Below are 19,515 nucleotides of genomic sequence, written 5' to 3' on the forward strand. Positions count from 1 at the left end.
TACGAGGCGGCCGACCAGGTCCCGTGACAATCGGCCACTGATGTTGTCGGTGCACTCGCGTAGGCTCGGACACATACAGATTCGGGTAACCGGGGAGGGGGCACACCGTGCTCATCGACACCTACGGCCGAGTGGCCACTGACCTGCGTGTCTCGCTCACCGACCGGTGCAATCTGCGCTGCACCTACTGCATGCCGGAAGAGGGCCTGCAGTGGCTTGCCAAGCCCGATCTGCTCACCGACGACGAGATAGTCCGGCTGATCCGGATCGCCGTCACCGACCTCGGAGTCACCGAGGTCCGCTTCACCGGCGGCGAGCCGCTGCTGCGCCCCGGGCTCGTCGGCATCGTCGAGCGGTGCGCGGCCCTGGAGCCGCGCCCCAAGATGTCCCTGACCACCAACGGCATCGGCCTCAAGCGCACCGCGACCGCGCTCAAGGCCGCCGGCCTCGACCGGGTCAATGTCTCGCTCGACACCCTGCGCCCCGACGTCTTCAAGACCCTGACCCGTCGCGACCGCCACCAGGACGTCCTGGACGGCATGGCCGCCGCACGCGACGCCGGGCTCACCCCGGTCAAGGTCAACGCGGTCCTGATGCCCGGCCTCAATGCGGACGAGGCCCCCGACCTGCTGGCCTGGGCCGTCGGGAACGCGTACGAGCTGCGCTTCATCGAGCAGATGCCGCTCGACGCCCAGCACGGCTGGAAGCGCGACGGAATGATCACCGCCGGTGACATCCTCGAGTCGCTGCGCACCCGCTTCACGCTCACCGCCGAGGGCGACGAGGCCCGAGGCTCCGCGCCGGCCGAGCGCTGGACCGTGGACGGCGGGCCGCACACCGTGGGTGTCATCGCCTCCGTCACCCGCCCCTTCTGCCGGGCCTGCGACCGGACCCGGCTCACCGCCGACGGTCAGGTGCGGACGTGCCTCTTCGCCACGGAGGAGACGGATCTGCGCGCGGCGCTCCGCTCCGAGGCGCCCGACGAGGAGGTCGCCCGGCTCTGGAAGCTGGCGATGTGGGGCAAGAAGGCCGGTTCGGGTCTGGACGACCCGAGCTTCCTCCAGCCGGAGCGCCCGATGTCGGCGATCGGCGGCTGAGACTCAGCCGCCGTCGGCGGCGGACCACGCCTCCAGCGTCACGACGTCCTTCAGGAAACCCCGTACTCCCAGGAACTGGGAGAGGTGCTCGCGGTGCTCGTCGCACGCCAGCCAGGTCTTGCGGCGCTCGGGGGTGTGCAGCTTGGGGTTGTTCCACGCCAGGACCCAGACGGCGTCGGCACGACAGCCCTTGGCGGAACAGATCGGGGAGGTCTCGTCACTCACAGGGCGCTCGCAGAATGGGTCCGAACAAAGGCGACGCCGAGCAGCCACGGGGGGAGCTGCCCGGCGTCGGTCCGTCGCTCCGACGGGGGATGCGGAGCGCGTACGAAGTATGTCACGGGGAACGGGGTGTGGTGCACCGGAACTTCATGATTGATCTGAGCTTTTCTTGAGCTTTGCGGACTGCGGGCAGCCGCCGGTGCTCACGTCTGCTCGTACGTCCGTTCTTTGCCCGGCTCCTCGGCGCGCTGTGCAGAGCCTTCCGCCTGGCCCTCCGCTTCGGGCATCCCCTCCAGCATCGGCCGCACCGGCGCCGGGACGAACGTCGACGGCAGCGACGGCGCGTTCTCCCGGCCCGCGTTCGCGATCACGACCGCCACATAGGGGAGCAGCAGACCCAACGCCAGCGCCACCACGGCCACATGGCGTTCCACGTTCCACAGGACCGCCGCCGCGATGACCGACAGCGTGCGGACCGACATCGAGATCACATACCGGCGCTGCCGGCCGCGCACATCGTCGGCCAGACCCTGACGGGCCCCGGTGATCCGGAAGACCTCGTTCGCGCCACGCTTCCGCATCGCGTTCCACCGCCCGACATCCACGCCGGACTTCCCCTGTCCGGACCTTTCTCCACGGTACGCCCCGGCATCCGCCGCCGACGAGACCGGGTCGCCCCTTACCCGGGCATACGGCCGGCGGCGTCCCACGTACGGAGCTGTCCGACATGCGCCGTATGGCCGGGGGGTCAAGACTGGGGCCCACACGCGCACACCGCGCCGCACGAGGAGGCGACATGAGTTGGCTGTGGGCGATCATCGTGGGTCTGGTCCTCGGTCTGATCGCCAAGGCGATCATTCCGGGCAAGCAGCAGATCCCGCTGTGGCTGACGACCGTGTTCGGCATTCTCGGCAGCGTTCTCGGCAACGCCGTCGCGACCTGGATCGGAGTCAACGACACCAAGGGCATCGACTGGACCCGGCATCTGCTCCAGCTGATCGGCGCGGTCGCTGTCGTCGGGGTGGGCGACATGCTGTGGGCCACCGTCAGGGGGACCAGGAGAGCCTGACCCCGATCCCAGGGGTACGGCAGCGGCCCGGGTACGCGATCGACGCGTGTACCCGGGCCGCTGCCGTGACGTACCGAGGCCTCAGCCGGCGATCTCGATCGCGGCCAGGTTCTTCTTGCCCCGGCGCAGCACCAGCCAGCGGCCGTGCAGCAGCTCGTCGTGGGACACCTCGGCGTCCTCGGCGGTGACCTTGACGTTGTTCACGTACGCCCCGCCCTCCTTCACCGTGCGACGCGCGGCCGACCTGCTCGGTGCCAGGGCGACCTCGGTGAAGAGATCCACGACCTGGCCGAGCTCGGCCACCCGCGCGTGCGGCAGCTCGGACAGGGCCGCGGCCAGCGTCGCCTCGTCCAGCTCCGCCAGCTCGCCCTGCCCGAACAGCGCCTTGGAGGCGTTGATCACGGCCGCGCACTCGTCGGCGCCGTGGACCAGCGTCGTCAGCTCCTCGGCCAGCGCGCGCTGGGCGGCACGGGCCTGCGGGCGCTCCGAGGTGAGCTTCTCCAGCTCCTCGATCTCCTCGCGGGACTTGAAGCTGAAGATCCGCAGGAACTTGGAGACATCACGGTCGTCCGCGTTCAGCCAGAACTGGTAGAAGGCGTACGGCGTGGTCCGCTCCGGGTCCAGCCAGATCGTCCCCGACTCCGTCTTGCCGAACTTCGTACCGTCCGCCTTGGTGATCAGCGGGGTCGCCAGGGCGTGCACCACGGCGTCGGGCTCGACCCGGTGGATCAGGTCGGTGCCCGCCGTCAGGTTGCCCCACTGGTCGCTGCCGCCGGTCTGCAGCACACAGCCGTAGCGCCGGTTGAGCTCCAGGAAGTCCATGCCCTGAAGGATCTGGTAGCTGAACTCGGTGTAGCTGATGCCCGCGTCGGAGTTCAGCCGCCGGGCGACCGCCTCCTTCGCGATCATCTTGTTGACCCGGAAGTACTTGCCGACATCGCGCAGGAAGTCGATCGCCGACAGGCCCGACGTCCAGTCCAGGTTGTTGACCATGGTCGCGGCGTGCGGGCCCTCGAAGTCGAGGAACCGCTCGATCTGCGCACGGAGCCGCTCCACCCAGCCCGCGACGACCTCCGGCGCGTTCAGCGTGCGCTCGGAGTTCGGCTTGGGGTCACCGATGAGCCCCGTGGCACCGCCGACCAGACCCAGCGGGCGGTTCCCCGCCTGCTGGATCCGGCGCATGGTGAGGATCTGGACCAGGTTCCCCAGGTGCAGGCTGGGCGCGGTCGGGTCGAAGCCGCAATAGAACGTAACGGGACCGTCCGCGAACGCCTTGCGCAATGCGTCCTCGTCAGTGGACAGGGCGATCAGCCCACGCCACTGCAGTTCGTCGACGATGTCCGTCACGGTTTCCGGTCTCCTTGAACGTGTAGGCGTGCAGAGTGGAAGAGCAACAGTCAGTCTAGGCGGGTCACACGCCCTGACTGACCGAACTCATATTGAAATCAGGCACGCGCAGCGCCGGCATCGCGGCCCGGGTGAAGTAGTCGCTCCACTCGCGCGGCAGCGTCTTCTCCGTACGGCCGGCCTCCGAGGCGCGCGACAGCAGATCGACCGGGGACTCGTTGAACCGGAAATTGTTCACCGCGCCGGTCACCTCGCCGTTCTCGACGAGATACACCCCGTCCCGGGTCAGGCCGGTGAGCAGCAGCGTCGCCGGGTCGACCTCGCGGATGTACCAGAGGCAGGTCAGCAGCAGACCCCGCTCCGTGGAGGCGACCATCTCCTCCAGCGAGCGCTCCGCGCCGCCGTCCAGGATCAGATTGCCGATCGAGGGGGTGACGGGCAGACCGGTCAGGGCCGCGCTGTGCCGGGTCGTGGTCAGATGCCGCAGATGTCCGTCCCGGACCCACGAGGTCGGCGACAGCGGCAGACCGTTGTCGAAGACCGACGAGTCGTCGCCGGACGCGTGCGCGACGACGAACGGCGCGGTCTCAAGGCCGGGCTCGTTCGGGTCGCTGCGCAGGGTCAGCGGCAGCGGCGAGAGCGTCTCGCCGATACGGGTGCCCCCGCCGGGCTTGGAGAAGACCGTACGGCCCTCCACCGCGTCCCGGGCCGCCGACGACCACATCTGGTAGATCAGCAGGTCCGCCACCGCGGTGGGCGGCAGCAGCGTCTCGTACCGTCCGGCGGGCAGGTCCACACGGCGCCCCGCCCAGCCGAGCCGGACCGCCAGCTCGGCGTCGAGCGCCCCCGGGTCCACGTCCTTGAAGTCCCGTGTGGCCCGGCCCGCCCAGGCGGACAGCGACCGGTCCGGGGACTTGGCGTTCAGCTCGAGCGTCCCGTTCGGCTGGTCGTGGCGCAGCCGGACGCCCGTCGACGTACCGAGATACGTCGAGGTCAGCTCGTGGTTGGCGAAGCCGTACAGCTCCCGGCCGCCGGCCCGGGCCCGGGCGAACGCCTCGCCGAGGGCGGGTGCGAAGTCCCCGAAGACAGCCGACGACGTCTCGGCGGGCGCGTCCGTGAAGTCCGGCGACGCCGGGACCCCGGACACCAGTGGCTGGGCGTCCTCGGCGGGCCCGGCGGCCCGGGCGGCGGCCTCGGCGGCCCGCACCAGCGGCTCGAGCTCGTCGACCGTGACGGCCGACCGGGAGACCACCCCGGAGGCGGTGCCCTGCGTCCCGTCCACGGTGGCGATGACGGTGAGGGTCCGGCCCCGGGTCACCCCGTTCGTGGTCAGGGCGTTGCCCGCCCAGCGGAGGTTCGCCGACGACTCCTCGTCGGCGATGACCACGCATCCGTCGGCGCGGGACAGCTCAAGGGCCCGCTCGACGATCTCGTACGGCTTGCTGACGCGGCTCATCGACCGGCCTCCTGCGTCGTGTTCAGAATGTTGACGCCCCGGAAGAGGGCGGACGGGCAGCCGTGGGAGACCGCGGCGACCTGGCCCGGCTGGGCCTTGCCGCAGTTGAAGGCGCCGCCCAGGACGTAGGTCTGCGGGCCGCCGACCTTCTCCATCGAGCCCCAGAAGTCCGTGGTCGTCGCCTGGTAGGCGACATCGCGCAGCTGACCGGCGAGCTTCCCGTTCTCGATCCGGAAGAAGCGCTGACCGGTGAACTGGAAGTTGTAGCGCTGCATGTCGATCGACCAGGAGCGGTCACCGACCACATAGATCCCGCGCTCCACACCCCCGATCAGGTCCTCGGTCGACAGACCCCCCGGGTCCGGCCGCAGCGACACGTTCGCCATCCGCTGCACCGGCACATGCGCGGAGGAGTCCGCGAACGCGCAGCCGTTCGACCTCCCCAGGCCCGTCAGCCTCGCGATCCGGCGGTCCAGCTGGTAACCGACCAGCGTGCCGTCCCTCACCAGGTCCCAGCTCTGCGCCTCGACGCCCTCGTCGTCGTAGCCGATGGTGGCCAGGCCGTGCTCGGCGGTCCGGTCGCCCGTCACGTTCATGATCCCGGAGCCGTACGTCAGCTTCCCGAGCTGGTCGAACGTGGCGAAGGAGGTCCCCGCGTACGCCGCCTCGTAGCCCAGCGCCCGGTCCAGCTCCGTGGCGTGGCCGATGGACTCGTGGATCGTCAGCCACAGATTCGACGGGTCGACCACCAGGTCGTACGTCCCCGCCTCCACGCTCGGCGCCCGCATCTTCTCCGCGAGCAGCCCCGGGATCTGTTCCAGCTCGGAGTCCCAGTCCCAGCCGGTGCCGGTCAGGTACTCCCAGCCGCGCCCCACCGGCGGAGCGATCGTGCGCATCGAGTCGAACTCGCCGGTCGTCTCGTCCACGGCGACCGCCGTCAGCTGCGGGTGCAGCCGCACGCGCTGCTGGGTGGTGACCGTGCCCGCCGTATCCGCGTAGAACTTGTTCTCATGGACGGTGAGCAGCGACGCGTCCACGTGCGCCACCCCGTCCGCCCGCAGCAGCCGCTCGCTCCAGTCGGCCAGCAGCGCGCTCTTCTCCGCGCCGGACACGTCGAAGGGGTTGATCTCGTACGAGGAGATCCAGGTCTTCTCCGCGTGCACCGGCTCGTCGGCCAGTTCCACCCGCTCACCGGAACCCGCCGCCGCGATCACCTTCGCCGACAGCTTGGCCATCGCCACGGCCTGCCCGGCGACGCGCGCCGCGGCGTCCATGGTCAGATCGACCCCGGACGCGAAGCCCCAGGCGCCGCCGTGCACGACCCGTACCGCGTACCCGAGGTCCGTGGTGTCCGAGGAACCCGAGGGTTTGGCGTCGCGCAGCCGCCAGGCCGCGCTACGCACCCGCTCGAGGCGGAAGTCGGCGTGCTCGGCGCCGAGCGCGCGCGCCCGGGCGAGCGCCGCGTCGGCGAGCGCCCGCAGCGGCAACGCCGTGAAGGCTTCGTCGATGGAATGAGGCACGAATGTCTCCTGTCGTATGAGACCGGTCGTCCCGATCATGTCGCGCTTGTGTGCATGATGCCCAGCTCTTTCTGTAGGGACCCGACAGGGAGTTCCGTACGCCACTGTCAGGGCCCGATTCTCCGTACGAGGGACCGGACCGATAGGTTTTCGATGTACCAGACCGCTATGGAAAGGGTGATCCGTTGAGCCGCTCGGTTCTCGTCACCGGAGGAAACCGGGGCATCGGCCTCGCCATCGCCCGCGCGTTCGCCGACGCCGGCGACAAGGTCGCCATCACATACCGGTCCGGAGAGCCGCCGGCCGGCTTCCTGGCCGTCAAGTGCGACATCACCGACACCGAGCAGGTGGAGCAGGCCTACAAGGAGATCGAGGAGAAGCACGGTCCGGTGGAGGTGCTGGTCGCCAACGCCGGTGTCACCAAGGACCAGCTGCTGATGCGGATGTCCGAGGAGGACTTCTCCGCCGTCCTCGACACCAACCTCACCGGCACCTTCCGGGTCGTCAAGCGCGCCAACCGCGGCATGCTGCGCGCGAAGAAGGGCCGCGTCGTCCTGATCTCCTCGGTCGTCGGCCTCCTCGGCTCCGCGGGGCAGGCGAACTACGCCGCCTCCAAGGCCGGCCTCGTCGGCTTCGCCCGCTCCCTCGCCCGTGAGCTCGGCTCGCGCAACATCACGTTCAATGTCGTCGCCCCCGGTTTTGTCGACACCGACATGACCAAGGTGCTGACCGAGGAGCAGCGCGCGGGCATCGTCGCCCAGGTGCCGCTCGGCCGCTACGCGCAGCCCGAGGAGATCGCCGCCACGGTGAAGTTCCTCGCCTCCGACGACGCCTCGTACATCACTGGAGCCGTCATCCCGGTTGACGGCGGATTGGGCATGGGTCACTGATCACCATGAGCGGAATCCTCGAAGGCAAGCGCATTCTGATCACTGGGGTGCTGATGGAGTCCTCCATCGCCTTCCACACCGCGAAGCTGGCCCAGGAGCAGGGCGCGGAGATCATCCTCACCGCCTGGCCCCGGCCCACGCTGACCGAGCGCATCGCCAAGAAGCTCCCCCGGCCCGAGAACGTCAAGGTCATCGAGCTCGACGTGTCCAACGACGAGCACCTCGCCCGGCTCGAGGGCCTGGTCCGCGAGGAGCTCGGCAGCCTCGACGGCATCGTCCACTCCATCGGCTTCGCCCCGCAGGACGCCCTCGGCGGCAACTTCCTCAACACGCCGTTCGAGTCGGTCGCCACGGCCATGCACGTCTCCGCCTTCTCGCTGAAGTCGCTGACCATGGCCTGCCTGCCGCTGATGACCAACGGTGGCGGCTCGGTCGTCGGCCTCACCTTCGACGCGCAGTTCGCCTGGCCGCAGTACGACTGGATGGGCCCGGCCAAGGCCGCGCTGGAGGCCACCAGCCGTTACATGGCCCGCGACCTCGGCGACCACAACATCCGCTGCAACCTCGTCTCGGCGGGCCCGATCGGGTCGATGGCCGCCAAGTCCATCCCCGGCTTCTCCGAGCTGGCCGCGGTGTGGGACAGCCGTTCCCCGCTGAAGTGGGACCTGAGCGACCCGGAGCCGGCCGGCCGCGGTGTCGTCGCGCTGCTCTCGGACTGGTTCCCGAAGACCACCGGCGAAATCGTCCACGTCGACGGCGGGCTGCACGCCATCGGCGCGTAGTCACCGGGTTCCTTCTCGTACGAGGCCGGGTGCCGTCGCAGTTGACGGCACCCGGCTTTCGTGCGTTCCGGGCTGACTTCCCCCAAGTCGAAAAGTCGGGCGTGTCGCCTCAGACTGGGTCAGAGCGTGATGTTGCGGCTACTGACGGGGAGGAGGTGCGGACATGCGCGCGATACGACGCGCGACGGTGGGCATGGCCGCGGCCTCGGTCCTCGTCGCCGGGTCCATCGGCTTCGTCGGATTCGAGGTGAACGCGGCCCTTGCCGCCCCGGCCGCCGCCGCGGACCCGGCCGACGACGACACACCGTCCCGTGAGCGGAAGACCTTCGGCGCCTCGTGCGACACGACCGTGGAGGGCTCCCGCGTCACCGCCGCCTGCCGCAACCCCTTTCCCCGTACGGACCGGGTCCGCCTGCACGTCGAGTGCGCCCGCTGGTGGGACGTCGACACCGACAGCGCGCCCGTCGCCGTGGCTCCCACCGCCTATGTCGAGCTGACCCAGCGCTGCTGGAAGGAAGTCCGCGCGGCGTGGATCACCCACCTTCCGGAGCGGGACTCCTCAGGCACATGAACGGATAACCAGCCGCCTCGGAAGCCGCCACGTCCGCGTCCTGTGCCCGGATCGCGTCGAGCAGCCGCCCGTGGTCCATGTGGTTCTCCGGCCGCAGCTCCTGGCCGACGTCGTCGCGCAGCCAGTCGCGGAGCAGATGGCCGAGGTCGGCGTAGAGCTCGGTCAGTACCTCGTTGTGCGAGGCGGCGACCACTGCGAGGTGGAACGTCGCGTCGGCCGCCACGAAGCTCTCGGCGTCGCCCGATTCCCAGGCCTGCTCCCGGCGCGTCAGCAGGACGTCCAACTGCTTCAGGTCCCGCTCGGTGCGCCGCTGGGCGGCCAGCCGCGCGGCGGACGACTCCAGGGTGGAACGCAGCTCGGCGATGTGGCGCGGGTCGGCCCCGGCGAACCGCCGGTGCATCACCCCGGCCAGCTCGCTCGTGGCGACGACATAGGTGCCGGAGCCCTGCCTGATGTCCAGCAGGCCGTTGTGCGCCAGCGCGCGGACGGCCTCCCGGACGGTATTGCGGGCCACGCCCAGCTGCTCGACCAGCTCCGGCTCGGTGGGGATACGGGAGCCGACCGGCCACTCGCCCGAGGTGATCTGGTTCCGCAGCTCGGTGATCACTTGATCACTGAGCGCGGAGCGCCGGGGAGAGGTGAGCGCCATGGTGCTCCTTCAGCTTCCGGAAACGAGAACGGGACTGCGCCGGACTGCATGGGCAGTGACGGGATTGGACAACCAATCATCCCATGATTCTATGATGGTTCCATGCGCGACGAGACCCGGACCCTGAGCCACGCCGACGCCGTAAGGCCCCCGCGCACCGCGCGCGGTGCCACCCACTCCCCGGCACCGCGGCCCCCAGCCGCCTGGATCACGCGGCTCGTGGTCGTCGGACTCGTCCTCGCGGCCCTCAACCTCCGCCCCGCCATCACCAGCCTCGGCGCGCTCCTCGAAGAGGTCCGCGACGGCCTGCACATGAGCGGCAGCGTCGCCGGTGTGCTGACCTCCGTACCGCCGCTCTGCTTCGCGATCTTCGGCATCACCGCACCCCGCCTCGCCCGCCGCTTCGGCCCGGGCGCCATCGTCTGCGCCGGCATGGCCGCCGTCTTCGCCGGCCTCGCCGTCCGCCCCTTCGCCGGGAGCACGGCCGGCTTCCTCGCCGCCAGCGCCCTCGCCCTGATGGGCATAGCCGTCAGCAACGTCCTGATGCCCGTCATCGTCAAGCGGTACTTCCCCGACCGCGTCGGCACCATGACCGGCCTCTACTCCATGGCCCTCGCACTCGGCACCTCGGTCGCCGCCGCCGCGACGGTCCCCATGACGCAAGCGCTCGGCGGGAGTTGGCGCACCGGCCTCGGCGTGTGGGCGGTCCTCGCCGCCCTCGCCGTACTGCCCTGGATCGGACTCGTCCGCGACCGGGGCCCGCGCCCGGCCGACGGGTCCGCGCCCTGGGTCCCCTCGCAGAGCCCGGCCGCCGATGCCCCTGCTCAGGGTGGGGCGCAGGAGGCGCGCCCCTTCCGGATCACCCGGAGCCGCACCGCGTGGGCGCTCGGCTGCTTCTTCGGCCTCCAGGCCACCGGCGCCTACATCACCATGGGCTGGATGCCGCAGATCTTCCGCGACGCCGGGGTCTCCGCCGGCACCGCAGGAGTGCTGCTCGCCGTCACCATGGTCATGGGGGTCCCGCTCGCCTTCGTCATCCCGCGCCTGGCCACCCGCATGAAGACCCAGGGCCCGATCGCCGTCGGACTCGCCCTGTGCGGCATCACCGGATACGCCGGCCTCTACTTCGCCCCCGCCGCCGGTGCCTGGGCGTGGGCCCTGCTGCTGGGCGTCTCCAACTGCGCCTTCCCCCTGGCCCTCACCATGATCGGGATGCGCTCGCGGACCGGGTCGGGCGTCGTCCGGCTCTCCGCCTTCGCCCAGAGCGTCGGCTACCTCATCTCCATCCCGGGCCCACTGCTCGTGGGCGTCCTCTACCAGCACAGCGGCGGCTGGGGGCTCCCGCTCGCGCTCATGGCCGGGCTGATGGTGCCGCAGATGCTCGTCGGAACGCTCGCCGGACGGGACCGGACGATCGAGGACGAATGCTGAGGTGCGAGACTGGCTCCATGCCTGTGCTCGACCCGAACCCCCCGAACGGCCAGAAGAAGCTGCTCATCGTGCTCGGCGCGATGCTCGCGATCACGGTGATCATCGGAATCATCGCCTCGTTCGCCTCACCCTCGTAAGCCCTGGGGTGGGGCTGGCACCCCATCCCCTAGGGGGCCAGTGTCAGGGTGAAGTGGGTGGATCACCGGATGGGCCGCGGAGCCCAAGATCCGTACGTTGGAGGCACCGCGGAACACACCGCGCGAGACCTCGCAGACCTACGGAGGCGGCCATGCCGGCCCCCACGCACACCCGGCCCCACCCCACGGCCACGCGGGGCGTCGACATCCGTCTGCCTTGGTGGGCGCTCGCCCTGCCCATGGCCGCCTTCGTCGTTCTCCTGCTGCTCATAGCCGGACCCGGCGAGGCACACGCGGCGGGCGGCGACCCGACGATCGGCCGGATCCTCGAACAGATCCAGCGGACTCTCTCCCGTTGACGGGTCTCCCCGGCGGCCCTCCTGAGGCGTCACTCGTGCAGGCGGAGCCCGTCAACACCCTGCGCCCGATGGCACGTTTCATGCGAAGCTTGAGTGCATGAGCGTCGCTGAGCCTTCCGGGGGGACGACCCCCGGACCCTCCGAGTCCCGCAGGATCGTGCTTCTCCGGCATGCGAAGGCCGACTGGCCCCAGGTGTCCGACCACGAGAGGCCGCTCGCCGAGCGCGGCCGCATGGACGCCCCCGTGGCCGGCCGCAGGATCGCGGAGACCGGCATCACCTTCGATCTGGCGCTGTGTTCCACGGCGGCCAGGACACGCGAGACCTGGAAGCTCGCCGTCCAGGAGCTGCCGCACCGCCCCCGCACGGTGTACGAGGAGCGGCTGTACGAAGCCTCGCTGGGCGACCTTCTCGCGCTGCTCACCGAGACCCCCGACGAGGTCGGCGACCTCCTGGTGATCGGCCACAACCCCGGTATGCACGCGCTCGCCGACGCCCTCGCCGGCCAGGCCGAGGGCGACGCGCTGGCCCGGATGACCCGCAGCGGATTCCCGACGGCGGCGTACGCGATCGTCGGCTTCAAGGGCTCGTGGAAGTCCGTGGAGCACGGCGTCGGCACGCTCGTCGACTACTGGGCGCCGCACGACTGATCCCCGTACCGCACCTGGCCGAGGGCCCGTCACCGCGCCGGTGTACGGGCCCTCCGCCCTGTGTTCCGTCTCCCCTCGCGCGCCCGCGTGCCGCCGGGCGGGGCGGGGATCAGTCGAGGATGTCGTCGGCCGCCTCGACCTCTTCCCGGGTGACGCCCAGCAGATAAAGCACGGTGTCCAGGAAGGGCACGTTGACGGCGGTGTCCGCGGCCCTGCGCACCACCGGCTTGGCGTTGAAGGCCACGCCCAGGCCGGCCGCGTTCAGCATGTCCAGGTCATTGGCGCCGTCGCCGATCGCCACGGTCTGGGAGAGCGGCACGCCGGCCTCGGCGGCGAACCGGCGCAGCAGCCGGGCCTTGCCGGCCCGGTCCACGATCTCGCCGGTCACCCGGCCGGTGAGCTTCCCGTCCACGATCTCCAGCGTGTTGGCCGACGCGAAATCGAGCCCGAGACGCTCCCGCAGATCATCGGTGACCTGGGTGAACCCGCCCGATACGACGCCGACTTGATAGCCGAGCCGCTTGAGCGTACGGATCAGGGTGCGGGCGCCGGGGGTCAGTCGGACCTCGGCCCGGACCTTGTCCACCACGGACGCGTCGAGACCCGCGAGCAGCGCCACGCGCGCGTGCAGCGACTGCTCGAAGTCCAGCTCCCCGCGCATCGCGGCGGCCGTCACCTCGGCGACCTTGTCCTCGCAGCCGGCGTGCGCCGCGAACAGCTCGATGACCTCGTCCTGGATCAGCGTCGAGTCCACGTCCATGACGATCAGCCGCTGCGCCCTCCGGTGCAGCCCCGCCGAGACGACCGCCACATCGACACCGATCTCGGCGGCCTCCGTGGCGAGCGCGGTCCGCAGGGGCTCGGTCTCGGTGCCGGACACGGCGAATTCGACGGCGGTCACGGGGTACTTCGCCAGCCGGAAGATACGGTCGATGTTGCCGCCGGTCGCGGTGATCCTGGCCGCTATGGCCGCCGTGGACTCCGCGGTCAGCGGGTGGCCCAGGACGGTGACATGCGAACGGCCGCTGCCGCGCGGCCGGTTGTCACCGGTGCCGGAGATGATCTCGGCCTGCAGCTTGAGCGACTCCGCCCAGCTGTGCACGGTGGCCCGCAGCTCGCCCTCGGAGCTCGCCGTCGGCTCCGTGACGAGCGCGCACAGGACGATGCGCCCCCGGGTGACGACCTGCTCGATGTCGACCACATCGACGGAGAAGGCGGCGAGGGTGTCGAAGAGCCCGGCGGTGATCCCGGGACGGTCCTTCCCGAAGATCTTGACGAGAAGGGTGGGAACGTCTGAGGTCTGCGATGCGCTCATGGTGACTCCACCGTATCGGGCACGGCGTGCCACCAGCCTCCCCGTCCCGCGTACCGGACACTCGTTCGGCCCACTTGCCGAGGGGCGCTCACCCACCGCAGTCACGGAACCACCCACCGCGAACCCGGCCCGCGAACCCGACTGGGTACCCGGCCCGCGAACCCCACCGCGAACCCGACTGGGTACCCGGACCGCTCACCCGGCCGCGACCGGCCAGGGCCCACCACGACCCCGGGCGCCGACCCCGGTCCTCGACTCCCGCCCCTCGACCCCCACCGCGCGAACCTCGCCACCGCGCCGCCTCCGCGTCGTCATGGCGAGCGCGCTCCACGGTCCGTTCGCAGATGCCCCACGGCGCCCGTTTCCTCCCCACCAACAGGCAGTGACACCGCGGCCTCTGCCGGGTCTTCACACCGCCCGACTTTCCGATCGGGGACCGGGCCTGAAATAGTTCACCACGATGTTCGCCATCCCTAGACTCCCTGCGACGGGGGTAATTCGGGGGACAAGTAGTGGGGCATGGAGTGCCAGAACTCGTACTGGAATTGAACGGAAGGACCTGGACTCTCGATCCGTCCAGGTCATACACCCTCGGACGTGATCCGCAGGGCGACCTGGTGATCGACGACGCCAGGGTCTCGTGGCGCCACGCCACCATCGGCTGGGGCGGCCGGAGTTGGGTCATTGAGGACCACGGCTCCACCAACGGCACCTTCGTACAGGGCCAGCGGATCCACCAGATGGAAATCGGCCCCGGTTCGGCCGTGCACCTCGGCAACGCGACCGACGGCCCGCGGCTGAATCTCACCGGTGCGGCGGCGGGCGCGTACAGCGGCGCCCCGCAGGCGCAGCCGATGCAGGCGCAGGCTCATCAGGCCCCAGCCGCGCAGCCCCACCAGGCCCCCGCCGGCTGGTCCGGGCAGCAGCAGGCCCCGCAGGACTGGCAGCAGCAGCCGCCGCAGCCCGCCGCCCAGGTCCCGCACCAGCAGGGCGGTCCCCAGCAGGCTCCGGGCGCCGGCGGTGCCGCGGGGGCCCCGCCGGTCTACGGCGACCGCAGCCCCACGATGTTCCACCAGCTGTCGCTGGGCCGGGTCATGCGGATCGGCCGTGCACTCGAGAACGAACTGGTCGTCTCCGACCTCCAGGTCTCGCGCCTGCACGCCGAGTTCACCGCGACGCCCGACGGCCGGTTCCAGATCCGCGACCTCGGCTCCCACAACGGCACGTACGTCAACGGCCAGCCGATCGCCAAGAACAGCACGGTCCTCCTCGGGCCGAACGACATCGTCGGCGTCGGCCACTCGACGTTCCGGCTCGTCGGCGACCGCCTCGAGGAGTTCGTCGACACCGGCGAGGTCTCCTTCTCGGCCCGCCACCTGACCGTCACGGTCGACGGCGGCAAGCAGATCCTCAAGGACGTCTCCTTCGGCGTCCCCGAGAAGTCGCTGATCGGTGTCATCGGCCCGTCCGGCTCCGGAAAGTCCACCCTGCTCAAGGCGCTCACCGGCTACCGGCCCGCCAACCAGGGTGACGTCCTCTACGACAACCGCAGCCTCTACAAGCAGTTCGCCGAGCTGCGCCAGCGCATCGGTCTGGTCCCGCAGGACGACATCCTGCACAAGGAACTGACCGTCCGCACCGCCCTCAAGTACGCGGCCAAGCTCCGCTTCCCCGGCGACACCGCCGAGGCCGAGCGTGAGGCCCGCATCGACGAGGTGCTGCGCGAGCTCAAGCTCGACATCCACAAGGAAAAGAAGATCACCTCGCTCTCCGGCGGCCAGCGCAAGCGCGTCTCGGTCGCCCTGGAGCTGCTCACCAAGCCGTCGCTGATCTTCCTGGACGAGCCCACCTCCGGTCTCGACCCGGGCATGGACCGCGATGTCATGCAGCTGCTGCGCGGCCTCGCCGACGACGGCCGCACGGTCCTCGTCGTCACCCACTCCGTGGCCGAGCTGGGCCTCTGCGACAAGCTGCTCGTCATGGCGCCGGGCGGCGCGGTGGCGTACTTCGGACCGCCGGAGGAGGCGCTCAACTTCTTCGGCTACAGCACCTGGGCCGACGTCTTCTCCGCCTTCGAGAACTACCGCGACTACGACTGGGCGGGCCGCTGGAAGGGCTCGCAGCACTACCAGATGTACGCCGCGGACATCGACGCCGTCGCCGCGCAGTCCGTACAGATGCCGTCGGCCCAGGCGATGCGCCCGCCGAAGCCGCAGGGCTGGGGCGCGCAGCTGTGGACGCTGATGCGCCGCTACGCCTCGGTCATCGCGTCCGACAAGGGCTTCATGGGCCTGATGGTGATCCTGCCGGCGGTCCTCGGCCTGGTCTCGGTCGTCATCCCGGCCGACTTCGGCCTCGCCGCGCCCAAGCCGCCGTCCCGCTTCAACGGCGACGCCGGAACGATCATGCTGATCCTCGCGGTCGGCATGTGCTTCTCGGGTGCCGCGAACTCCGTGCGAGAGCTGATCAAGGAACGGGTCATCTACGAACGGGAGCGGGCCACCGGCCTGTCCCGGTCCGCGTACCTGATGTCCAAGGTCCTCGTCCTCGGCGTGATCACCGCCATCCAGGGCGTCATCATCTGCGGCATCGGCTTCGCCACCCGCGAGCTGCCGGCGGAGGGCCTGATCATGCCTCCGGCCGTCGAGCTCTGCGTCACGATCACCGCGCTGGGCTTCACCTCGATGATGTTCGGCCTGGTCATCTCCTCGTTGGTGAAGACCGCCGAGAAGACCATGCCGCTGCTGGTGATGTTCGCGATCGTCCAGGTCGTGTTCACGGGCATCCTCTTCCAGGTGTACGGCTCGCCGGGCCTGGAGCAGTTCGCCTGGCTGATGCCCTCCCGCTGGGCCATCGCCGCCGCCGGCTCCACGCTGGACCTCGCCCACCTGATGCCGCCGTGGGACCACAAGGACCCGACCAACCTGGACCCGCTGTGGGACCACACGGCCGGCCAGTGGGGCTTCAACCTCACCGTCCTGGTGCTCATCGGAGTCGTCTGCGGCTTCGCCGTGGCACGCCTGCTGCGCCGCCACGAGCCGGAGGTCATGCGCAAGTGACCCGCACGCGCGCCTGGCCGCAGGGCTGAGGCGCGCAACGCGAAGGGCGGCACCCCGTGGGGGTTGCCGCCCTTTCCGCGTCTGCGCTGAGCAGTGTCCGTCAGTAGGCGCTGTTCACGTTGTCCATGGAGCCGTAGCGGTCGGCCGCGTAGTTGCACGCGGCGACGATGTTGGCGACCGGGTCGTACAGGTCGAACTTCGTGCCCTTGACGTGGTAGCGGTCGAAGGTCGGCTGGATCACCTGGAGCAGGCCCTTGGACGGGATGCCGTTGATGGCGTTGATGTCCCAGTTGTTGATCGCGCGCGGGTTACCGCTGGACTCGCGGATGATGTTGCGGTGGATGCCCTCGTAGGTACCCGGGATGTTGTTCTTCTTCATGATGTCCATCGCCTCGCGGATCCAGCCGTCGAGGTTGTTCGCGTAGACCGGCTTGCGAACGGCGGCGCGGCTGGCGGCGGCCTTGACGGCGGCGCGCTTCTTCGCGTCGGCCTTCGCCTTGGCGGCGGCCTTGGCCTTCGCGGCGGCCTGGGCGTCGGCCTTCGCCTTGGCGGCGGCCTTGACCTTGGCGGCAGCCTCGGTGCGGGCCATGCGGCTCACGGCGTCGTGCTGCTGGGTCAGGCTGCTCTGGATCGAGTTCTGGACGGTCCCGGTGTTGGACGCCCAGGCCACCTGCGTGGTGGTCAGTGCTTCGGTCTCGGTCTCCGCCGAAGCGTTGGCCGGGACGAGGGAGAAGGTCAGAGCCGCGGCACCGAGAGCGGTGACGCCGGCGATGGAAAGCTTGTGGCTCTTCTTCAGACGACTGTTACCAGTGAACGCGGACATGCGGAACTACCTCTTCAGAATCGCGGATGTCGCTCAGGCCGGTGGCGGCGCTGCGCCTTCTCGGCGGCGACGGATGCAATTCTTAGCGGCAGCAAAATGCCCTGGCAAAGGTGTGACGTACGAAGCCGGGTAGTGGATCAGGCCCTCGGGCGAGACCCCCCAAAAGGGGCGAGTGACCCCTCCACGCAGCCTTGATCTCCCCTTTACGTGCTTACTAGAGGGCTTCGTAAGTGACCTACGTCCTATGCGCGGGCTCACATCGGGCGAGTAACAACCTGACCACGTGTTGCATCAGCAATGCGTACAGTGAGGGCCCTCGTCCGGGAGGATGAGGTGGACGTCCCCGAACTCGTGCCAGAGGTAGAGCCGCCTCAGCGCTTCGGCGTACGCGCGCCCCAGAGCCTCCCGTCCGGCCAGCGCCTCCAGCATCAGAAGATGCGACGCCTCGGGCTCGTGCAGCCCGGTCAGCAGCCCGTCCACGACCCGCACCCCCCGCCCCGGCGTGACCACCAGATCCGTCCACCCCGAGGCCGCCCGCACCACCCCGTCCGCTCCCGCCGCGGACTCCAGCGCCCGTACCGCCGTCGTCCCGACCGCGACGATCCGCCCGCCCCCCGCCCGGCCCGCGGTCACCAGCCGCGCCGTGGCCGCCGTCACCTCGAAGCGCTCCGGATACGGCGGCTCGTGCGCCTCCGCCGACGCCACCCCGGTGTGCAGCGTGATCGGCGCGAACTGAACACCCCGGCTCACCAGCTCGGTGACGAGGGGCGCCGTGAAGGGCCGCGCGGCGCTCGGCATCTCCGCCGAGCCCGAGCCGTCGGGGCACGGTAGGGCGAAGACCGTCTGGTACGCGGCCAGCGGCTGGTCCCGCTCCGTATAGCGGTAGCGGATGGGCCGCCCGTACCGCGCCAGCAGCCCCGGCACACCGGTGGACACCGCGCCCCACCACAGCCGCGCCCCGCCCGGCGACAGCGGCCCCTCCAATACGAGCTCCGCCCCGCCCGGCAGCCGCACGATCCCGCCGGGCGGCCCGCCGGGCCGCGGTCGTGTGCTGCCCCGCCCGTCCGGGGCGCGCAGCTCCACCGACCAGCGCCCGTCGTCCCCGCGCGTGGAGAAGTGCACCACGACCGGGGCCCCGCCGAGCCGGCCGGTGACCGCCGCGGGCAGGGTGGTCGACGTATTGACCACCAGCACGTCGCCCGCGCGCAGCTGCCCCGGCAGGTCCCGGAAGGCATGGTGGGAGACCGCGCTGCCGCGCGACACCATCAGACGGACGTCCTCCCGCCCCGTGCCCCGCACCTCGGCCGGTACACGGGCCGAGAGCTCGTCCGGTACGCGCAGCGCCTCCAGCACGCTCACCGCCCCACCTCCTTGACTCCTGACGCACCCGCCGGTGTCACCGGTCGGCCCCCGCCAGCGCGGGCGCCGCGTACCGCCCGCTCGCCGGCCGCCGCTCCAGCAACCGCAGGAAGCCCGGCACCACCGACTCCGGAGCCGGCCGGGGCTCGTCGTCGTCCGGTACCGCCGCCGCGTACAGATCGGTCCCCATGTCGCCCGGGTCCACCGACCACACCCGCAGCCGCGGCTCCTCCACCGCCAGCACCGCCGCGAGATGGTCGAGCGCCGCCTTCGACGCCCCGTAGCCACCCCATGTCTCGTACGCCTCCGCCGCCGCGTCCGAGCTGACCGCGATCACCGATCCGGCCCCGCTCGCCCGCAGCAGCGGCAGTGCCTCCTGTACGAGCCCCAGAGCGGCCACCACATTGGTCTCGAGCGCCGCCCGCAGCCCCGCGAGGGGCAGCTCGTCCAGCCGCACCAGCGGCTCGGCGCCGAGCGCGCTGGCATTGCTCACCAGCAGATCCAGACCGCCCAGCTGCCGCGCCGCGCCCACCAGGGCAGCGCGGTGCGCGGCGTCCGTGACATCCCCTGCCACCGCCACGACCCGCGTCCCATGAGCACGCGCCTTCTCGGCGCTCTCCTCCAGTACGTCCGCCGTCCTGGCGTCCAGCACCAGGTCCCATCCCTGCCGGGCGAGCGCCAGCCCGAGCGCCCGCCCCAGTCCCTTCGAAGCCCCCGTGATGACCGCGACTGGCATGACATCCATCCCCTCATCGACCGACGCCTCCAGCGTGTGACGCG

At 70.6% G+C, this 19,515-nt stretch carries 20 protein-coding genes; 10 read left to right on the top strand and 10 right to left on the bottom strand.

Annotated elements, in window-relative coordinates; all coding sequences use genetic code 11:
* Positions 1 to 107 precede the first annotated feature (107 nt).
* Positions 108 to 1,097, top strand: coding sequence for a GTP 3',8-cyclase MoaA (moaA, locus tag ACZ7J0_RS19160; protein ID WP_470888789.1), 990 nt, complete (start codon positions 108 to 110; stop codon positions 1,095 to 1,097).
* Positions 1,098 to 1,100: 3 nt separating this feature from the next.
* Here the strand turns inward: moaA and ACZ7J0_RS19165 are convergent, their stop codons facing one another.
* Positions 1,101 to 1,322, bottom strand: coding sequence for a hypothetical protein (locus ACZ7J0_RS19165; protein WP_470888791.1), 222 nt, complete (start codon positions 1,320 to 1,322; stop codon positions 1,101 to 1,103).
* Positions 1,323 to 1,522: 200 nt separating this feature from the next.
* Positions 1,523 to 1,900, bottom strand: a complete 378-nt coding sequence (locus tag ACZ7J0_RS19170) for a DUF3099 domain-containing protein (protein WP_470888793.1) — start codon at positions 1,898 to 1,900, stop codon at positions 1,523 to 1,525.
* Positions 1,901 to 2,115: 215 nt separating this feature from the next.
* On the opposite strand from ACZ7J0_RS19170, the gene ACZ7J0_RS19175 reads away from it, so the two are divergent.
* Positions 2,116 to 2,388, top strand: coding sequence for a GlsB/YeaQ/YmgE family stress response membrane protein (locus tag ACZ7J0_RS19175; RefSeq protein WP_469117884.1), 273 nt, complete (start codon positions 2,116 to 2,118; stop codon positions 2,386 to 2,388).
* An 81-nt stretch (positions 2,389 to 2,469) separates the two neighbouring features.
* Here the strand turns inward: ACZ7J0_RS19175 and tyrS are convergent, their stop codons facing one another.
* The 3 genes from tyrS to ACZ7J0_RS19190 form a co-directional block, all read right to left on the bottom strand.
* Positions 2,470 to 3,735, bottom strand: coding sequence for a tyrosine--tRNA ligase (gene tyrS, locus ACZ7J0_RS19180; protein WP_470888795.1), 1,266 nt, complete (start codon positions 3,733 to 3,735; stop codon positions 2,470 to 2,472).
* A gap of 64 nt (positions 3,736 to 3,799) precedes the next feature.
* Positions 3,800 to 5,191, bottom strand: coding sequence for a metallopeptidase TldD-related protein (locus ACZ7J0_RS19185; RefSeq protein WP_470888797.1), 1,392 nt, complete (start codon positions 5,189 to 5,191; stop codon positions 3,800 to 3,802).
* The gene (locus ACZ7J0_RS19190) at positions 5,188 to 6,711 is read right to left on the bottom strand and encodes a TldD/PmbA family protein (RefSeq protein WP_470888799.1); all 1,524 of its coding nucleotides are present in this window, start codon (positions 6,709 to 6,711) and stop codon (positions 5,188 to 5,190) included. Before ACZ7J0_RS19190 ends, ACZ7J0_RS19185 begins: the two co-directional genes overlap by 4 nt.
* 185 nt (positions 6,712 to 6,896) lie before the next feature.
* Between ACZ7J0_RS19190 and fabG the strand changes: the two genes are divergently transcribed.
* The 3 genes from fabG (at position 6,897) to ACZ7J0_RS19205 (ending at position 8,954) form a co-directional block, all read left to right on the top strand.
* On the top strand, positions 6,897 to 7,601 hold the full coding sequence (gene fabG, locus ACZ7J0_RS19195) for a 3-oxoacyl-[acyl-carrier-protein] reductase (protein ID WP_468714777.1): 705 nt from the start codon (positions 6,897 to 6,899) through the stop codon (positions 7,599 to 7,601).
* A gap of 5 nt (positions 7,602 to 7,606) precedes the next feature.
* Positions 7,607 to 8,383, top strand: a complete 777-nt coding sequence (fabI, locus tag ACZ7J0_RS19200; RefSeq protein WP_470888802.1) for an enoyl-ACP reductase FabI — start codon at positions 7,607 to 7,609, stop codon at positions 8,381 to 8,383.
* Between the two features lie 163 nt (positions 8,384 to 8,546).
* Positions 8,547 to 8,954 carry a hypothetical protein gene (locus tag ACZ7J0_RS19205; protein WP_470888804.1) on the top strand — a complete coding sequence of 136 codons (408 nt, stop codon included), beginning with the start codon at positions 8,547 to 8,549 and terminating at the stop codon, positions 8,952 to 8,954.
* Here the strand turns inward: ACZ7J0_RS19205 and ACZ7J0_RS19210 are convergent.
* Complete coding sequence (locus ACZ7J0_RS19210) at positions 8,917 to 9,603, bottom strand: FadR/GntR family transcriptional regulator (protein ID WP_470888806.1); 687 nt, start codon at positions 9,601 to 9,603, stop codon at positions 8,917 to 8,919. The two genes, ACZ7J0_RS19205 and ACZ7J0_RS19210, sit on opposite strands and share 38 nt — an antisense overlap.
* Before the next feature lie 102 nt (positions 9,604 to 9,705).
* Between ACZ7J0_RS19210 and ACZ7J0_RS19215 the strand changes: the two genes are divergently transcribed.
* From ACZ7J0_RS19215 to ACZ7J0_RS19230, 4 genes are all read left to right on the top strand, one after another.
* Positions 9,706 to 11,034 carry a CynX/NimT family MFS transporter gene (locus ACZ7J0_RS19215; RefSeq protein ID WP_470888808.1) on the top strand — a complete coding sequence of 443 codons (1,329 nt, stop codon included), beginning with the start codon at positions 9,706 to 9,708 and terminating at the stop codon, positions 11,032 to 11,034.
* A 17-nt stretch (positions 11,035 to 11,051) separates the two neighbouring features.
* Positions 11,052 to 11,171: an SGM_5486 family transporter-associated protein gene (locus ACZ7J0_RS19220; protein WP_468714767.1), complete on the top strand. Its 120-nt coding sequence runs from the start codon at positions 11,052 to 11,054 to the stop codon at positions 11,169 to 11,171.
* A gap of 152 nt (positions 11,172 to 11,323) precedes the next feature.
* Complete coding sequence (locus ACZ7J0_RS19225) at positions 11,324 to 11,530, top strand: hypothetical protein (protein WP_470888810.1); 207 nt, start codon at positions 11,324 to 11,326, stop codon at positions 11,528 to 11,530.
* 97 nt (positions 11,531 to 11,627) lie between these two features.
* Positions 11,628 to 12,179, top strand: coding sequence for a SixA phosphatase family protein (locus ACZ7J0_RS19230; protein WP_470888812.1), 552 nt, complete (start codon positions 11,628 to 11,630; stop codon positions 12,177 to 12,179).
* 109 nt (positions 12,180 to 12,288) lie between these two features.
* Here the strand turns inward: ACZ7J0_RS19230 and serB are convergent, their stop codons facing one another.
* The gene (gene serB, locus ACZ7J0_RS19235; protein ID WP_470888814.1) at positions 12,289 to 13,494 is read right to left on the bottom strand and encodes a phosphoserine phosphatase SerB; all 1,206 of its coding nucleotides are present in this window, start codon (positions 13,492 to 13,494) and stop codon (positions 12,289 to 12,291) included.
* A gap of 512 nt (positions 13,495 to 14,006) precedes the next feature.
* On the opposite strand from serB, the gene ACZ7J0_RS19240 reads away from it, so the two are divergent.
* A complete protein-coding gene (locus ACZ7J0_RS19240) occupies positions 14,007 to 16,553 on the top strand; it encodes an ABC transporter ATP-binding protein/permease (protein ID WP_470888816.1) in 2,547 nt (848 codons plus the stop codon).
* Positions 16,554 to 16,653: 100 nt separating this feature from the next.
* Here ACZ7J0_RS19240 and ACZ7J0_RS19245 read toward each other — a convergent pair whose 3' ends face one another.
* From ACZ7J0_RS19245 to ACZ7J0_RS19255, 3 genes are all read right to left on the bottom strand, one after another.
* Positions 16,654 to 17,376 (bottom strand): transglycosylase SLT domain-containing protein, encoded by a 723-nt coding sequence (locus ACZ7J0_RS19245; RefSeq protein WP_470888818.1) that lies wholly within the window; start codon positions 17,374 to 17,376, stop codon positions 16,654 to 16,656.
* Between the two features lie 291 nt (positions 17,377 to 17,667).
* Positions 17,668 to 18,735 carry an S-adenosylmethionine:tRNA ribosyltransferase-isomerase gene (locus ACZ7J0_RS19250; RefSeq protein ID WP_470888820.1) on the bottom strand — a complete coding sequence of 356 codons (1,068 nt, stop codon included), beginning with the start codon at positions 18,733 to 18,735 and terminating at the stop codon, positions 17,668 to 17,670.
* Positions 18,736 to 18,772: 37 nt separating this feature from the next.
* A complete protein-coding gene (locus ACZ7J0_RS19255) occupies positions 18,773 to 19,471 on the bottom strand; it encodes an SDR family NAD(P)-dependent oxidoreductase (protein WP_470888822.1) in 699 nt (232 codons plus the stop codon).
* Positions 19,472 to 19,515: the final 44 nt, after the last annotated feature.

This window comes from Streptomyces sp. NPDC038280 (assembly GCF_055600045.1).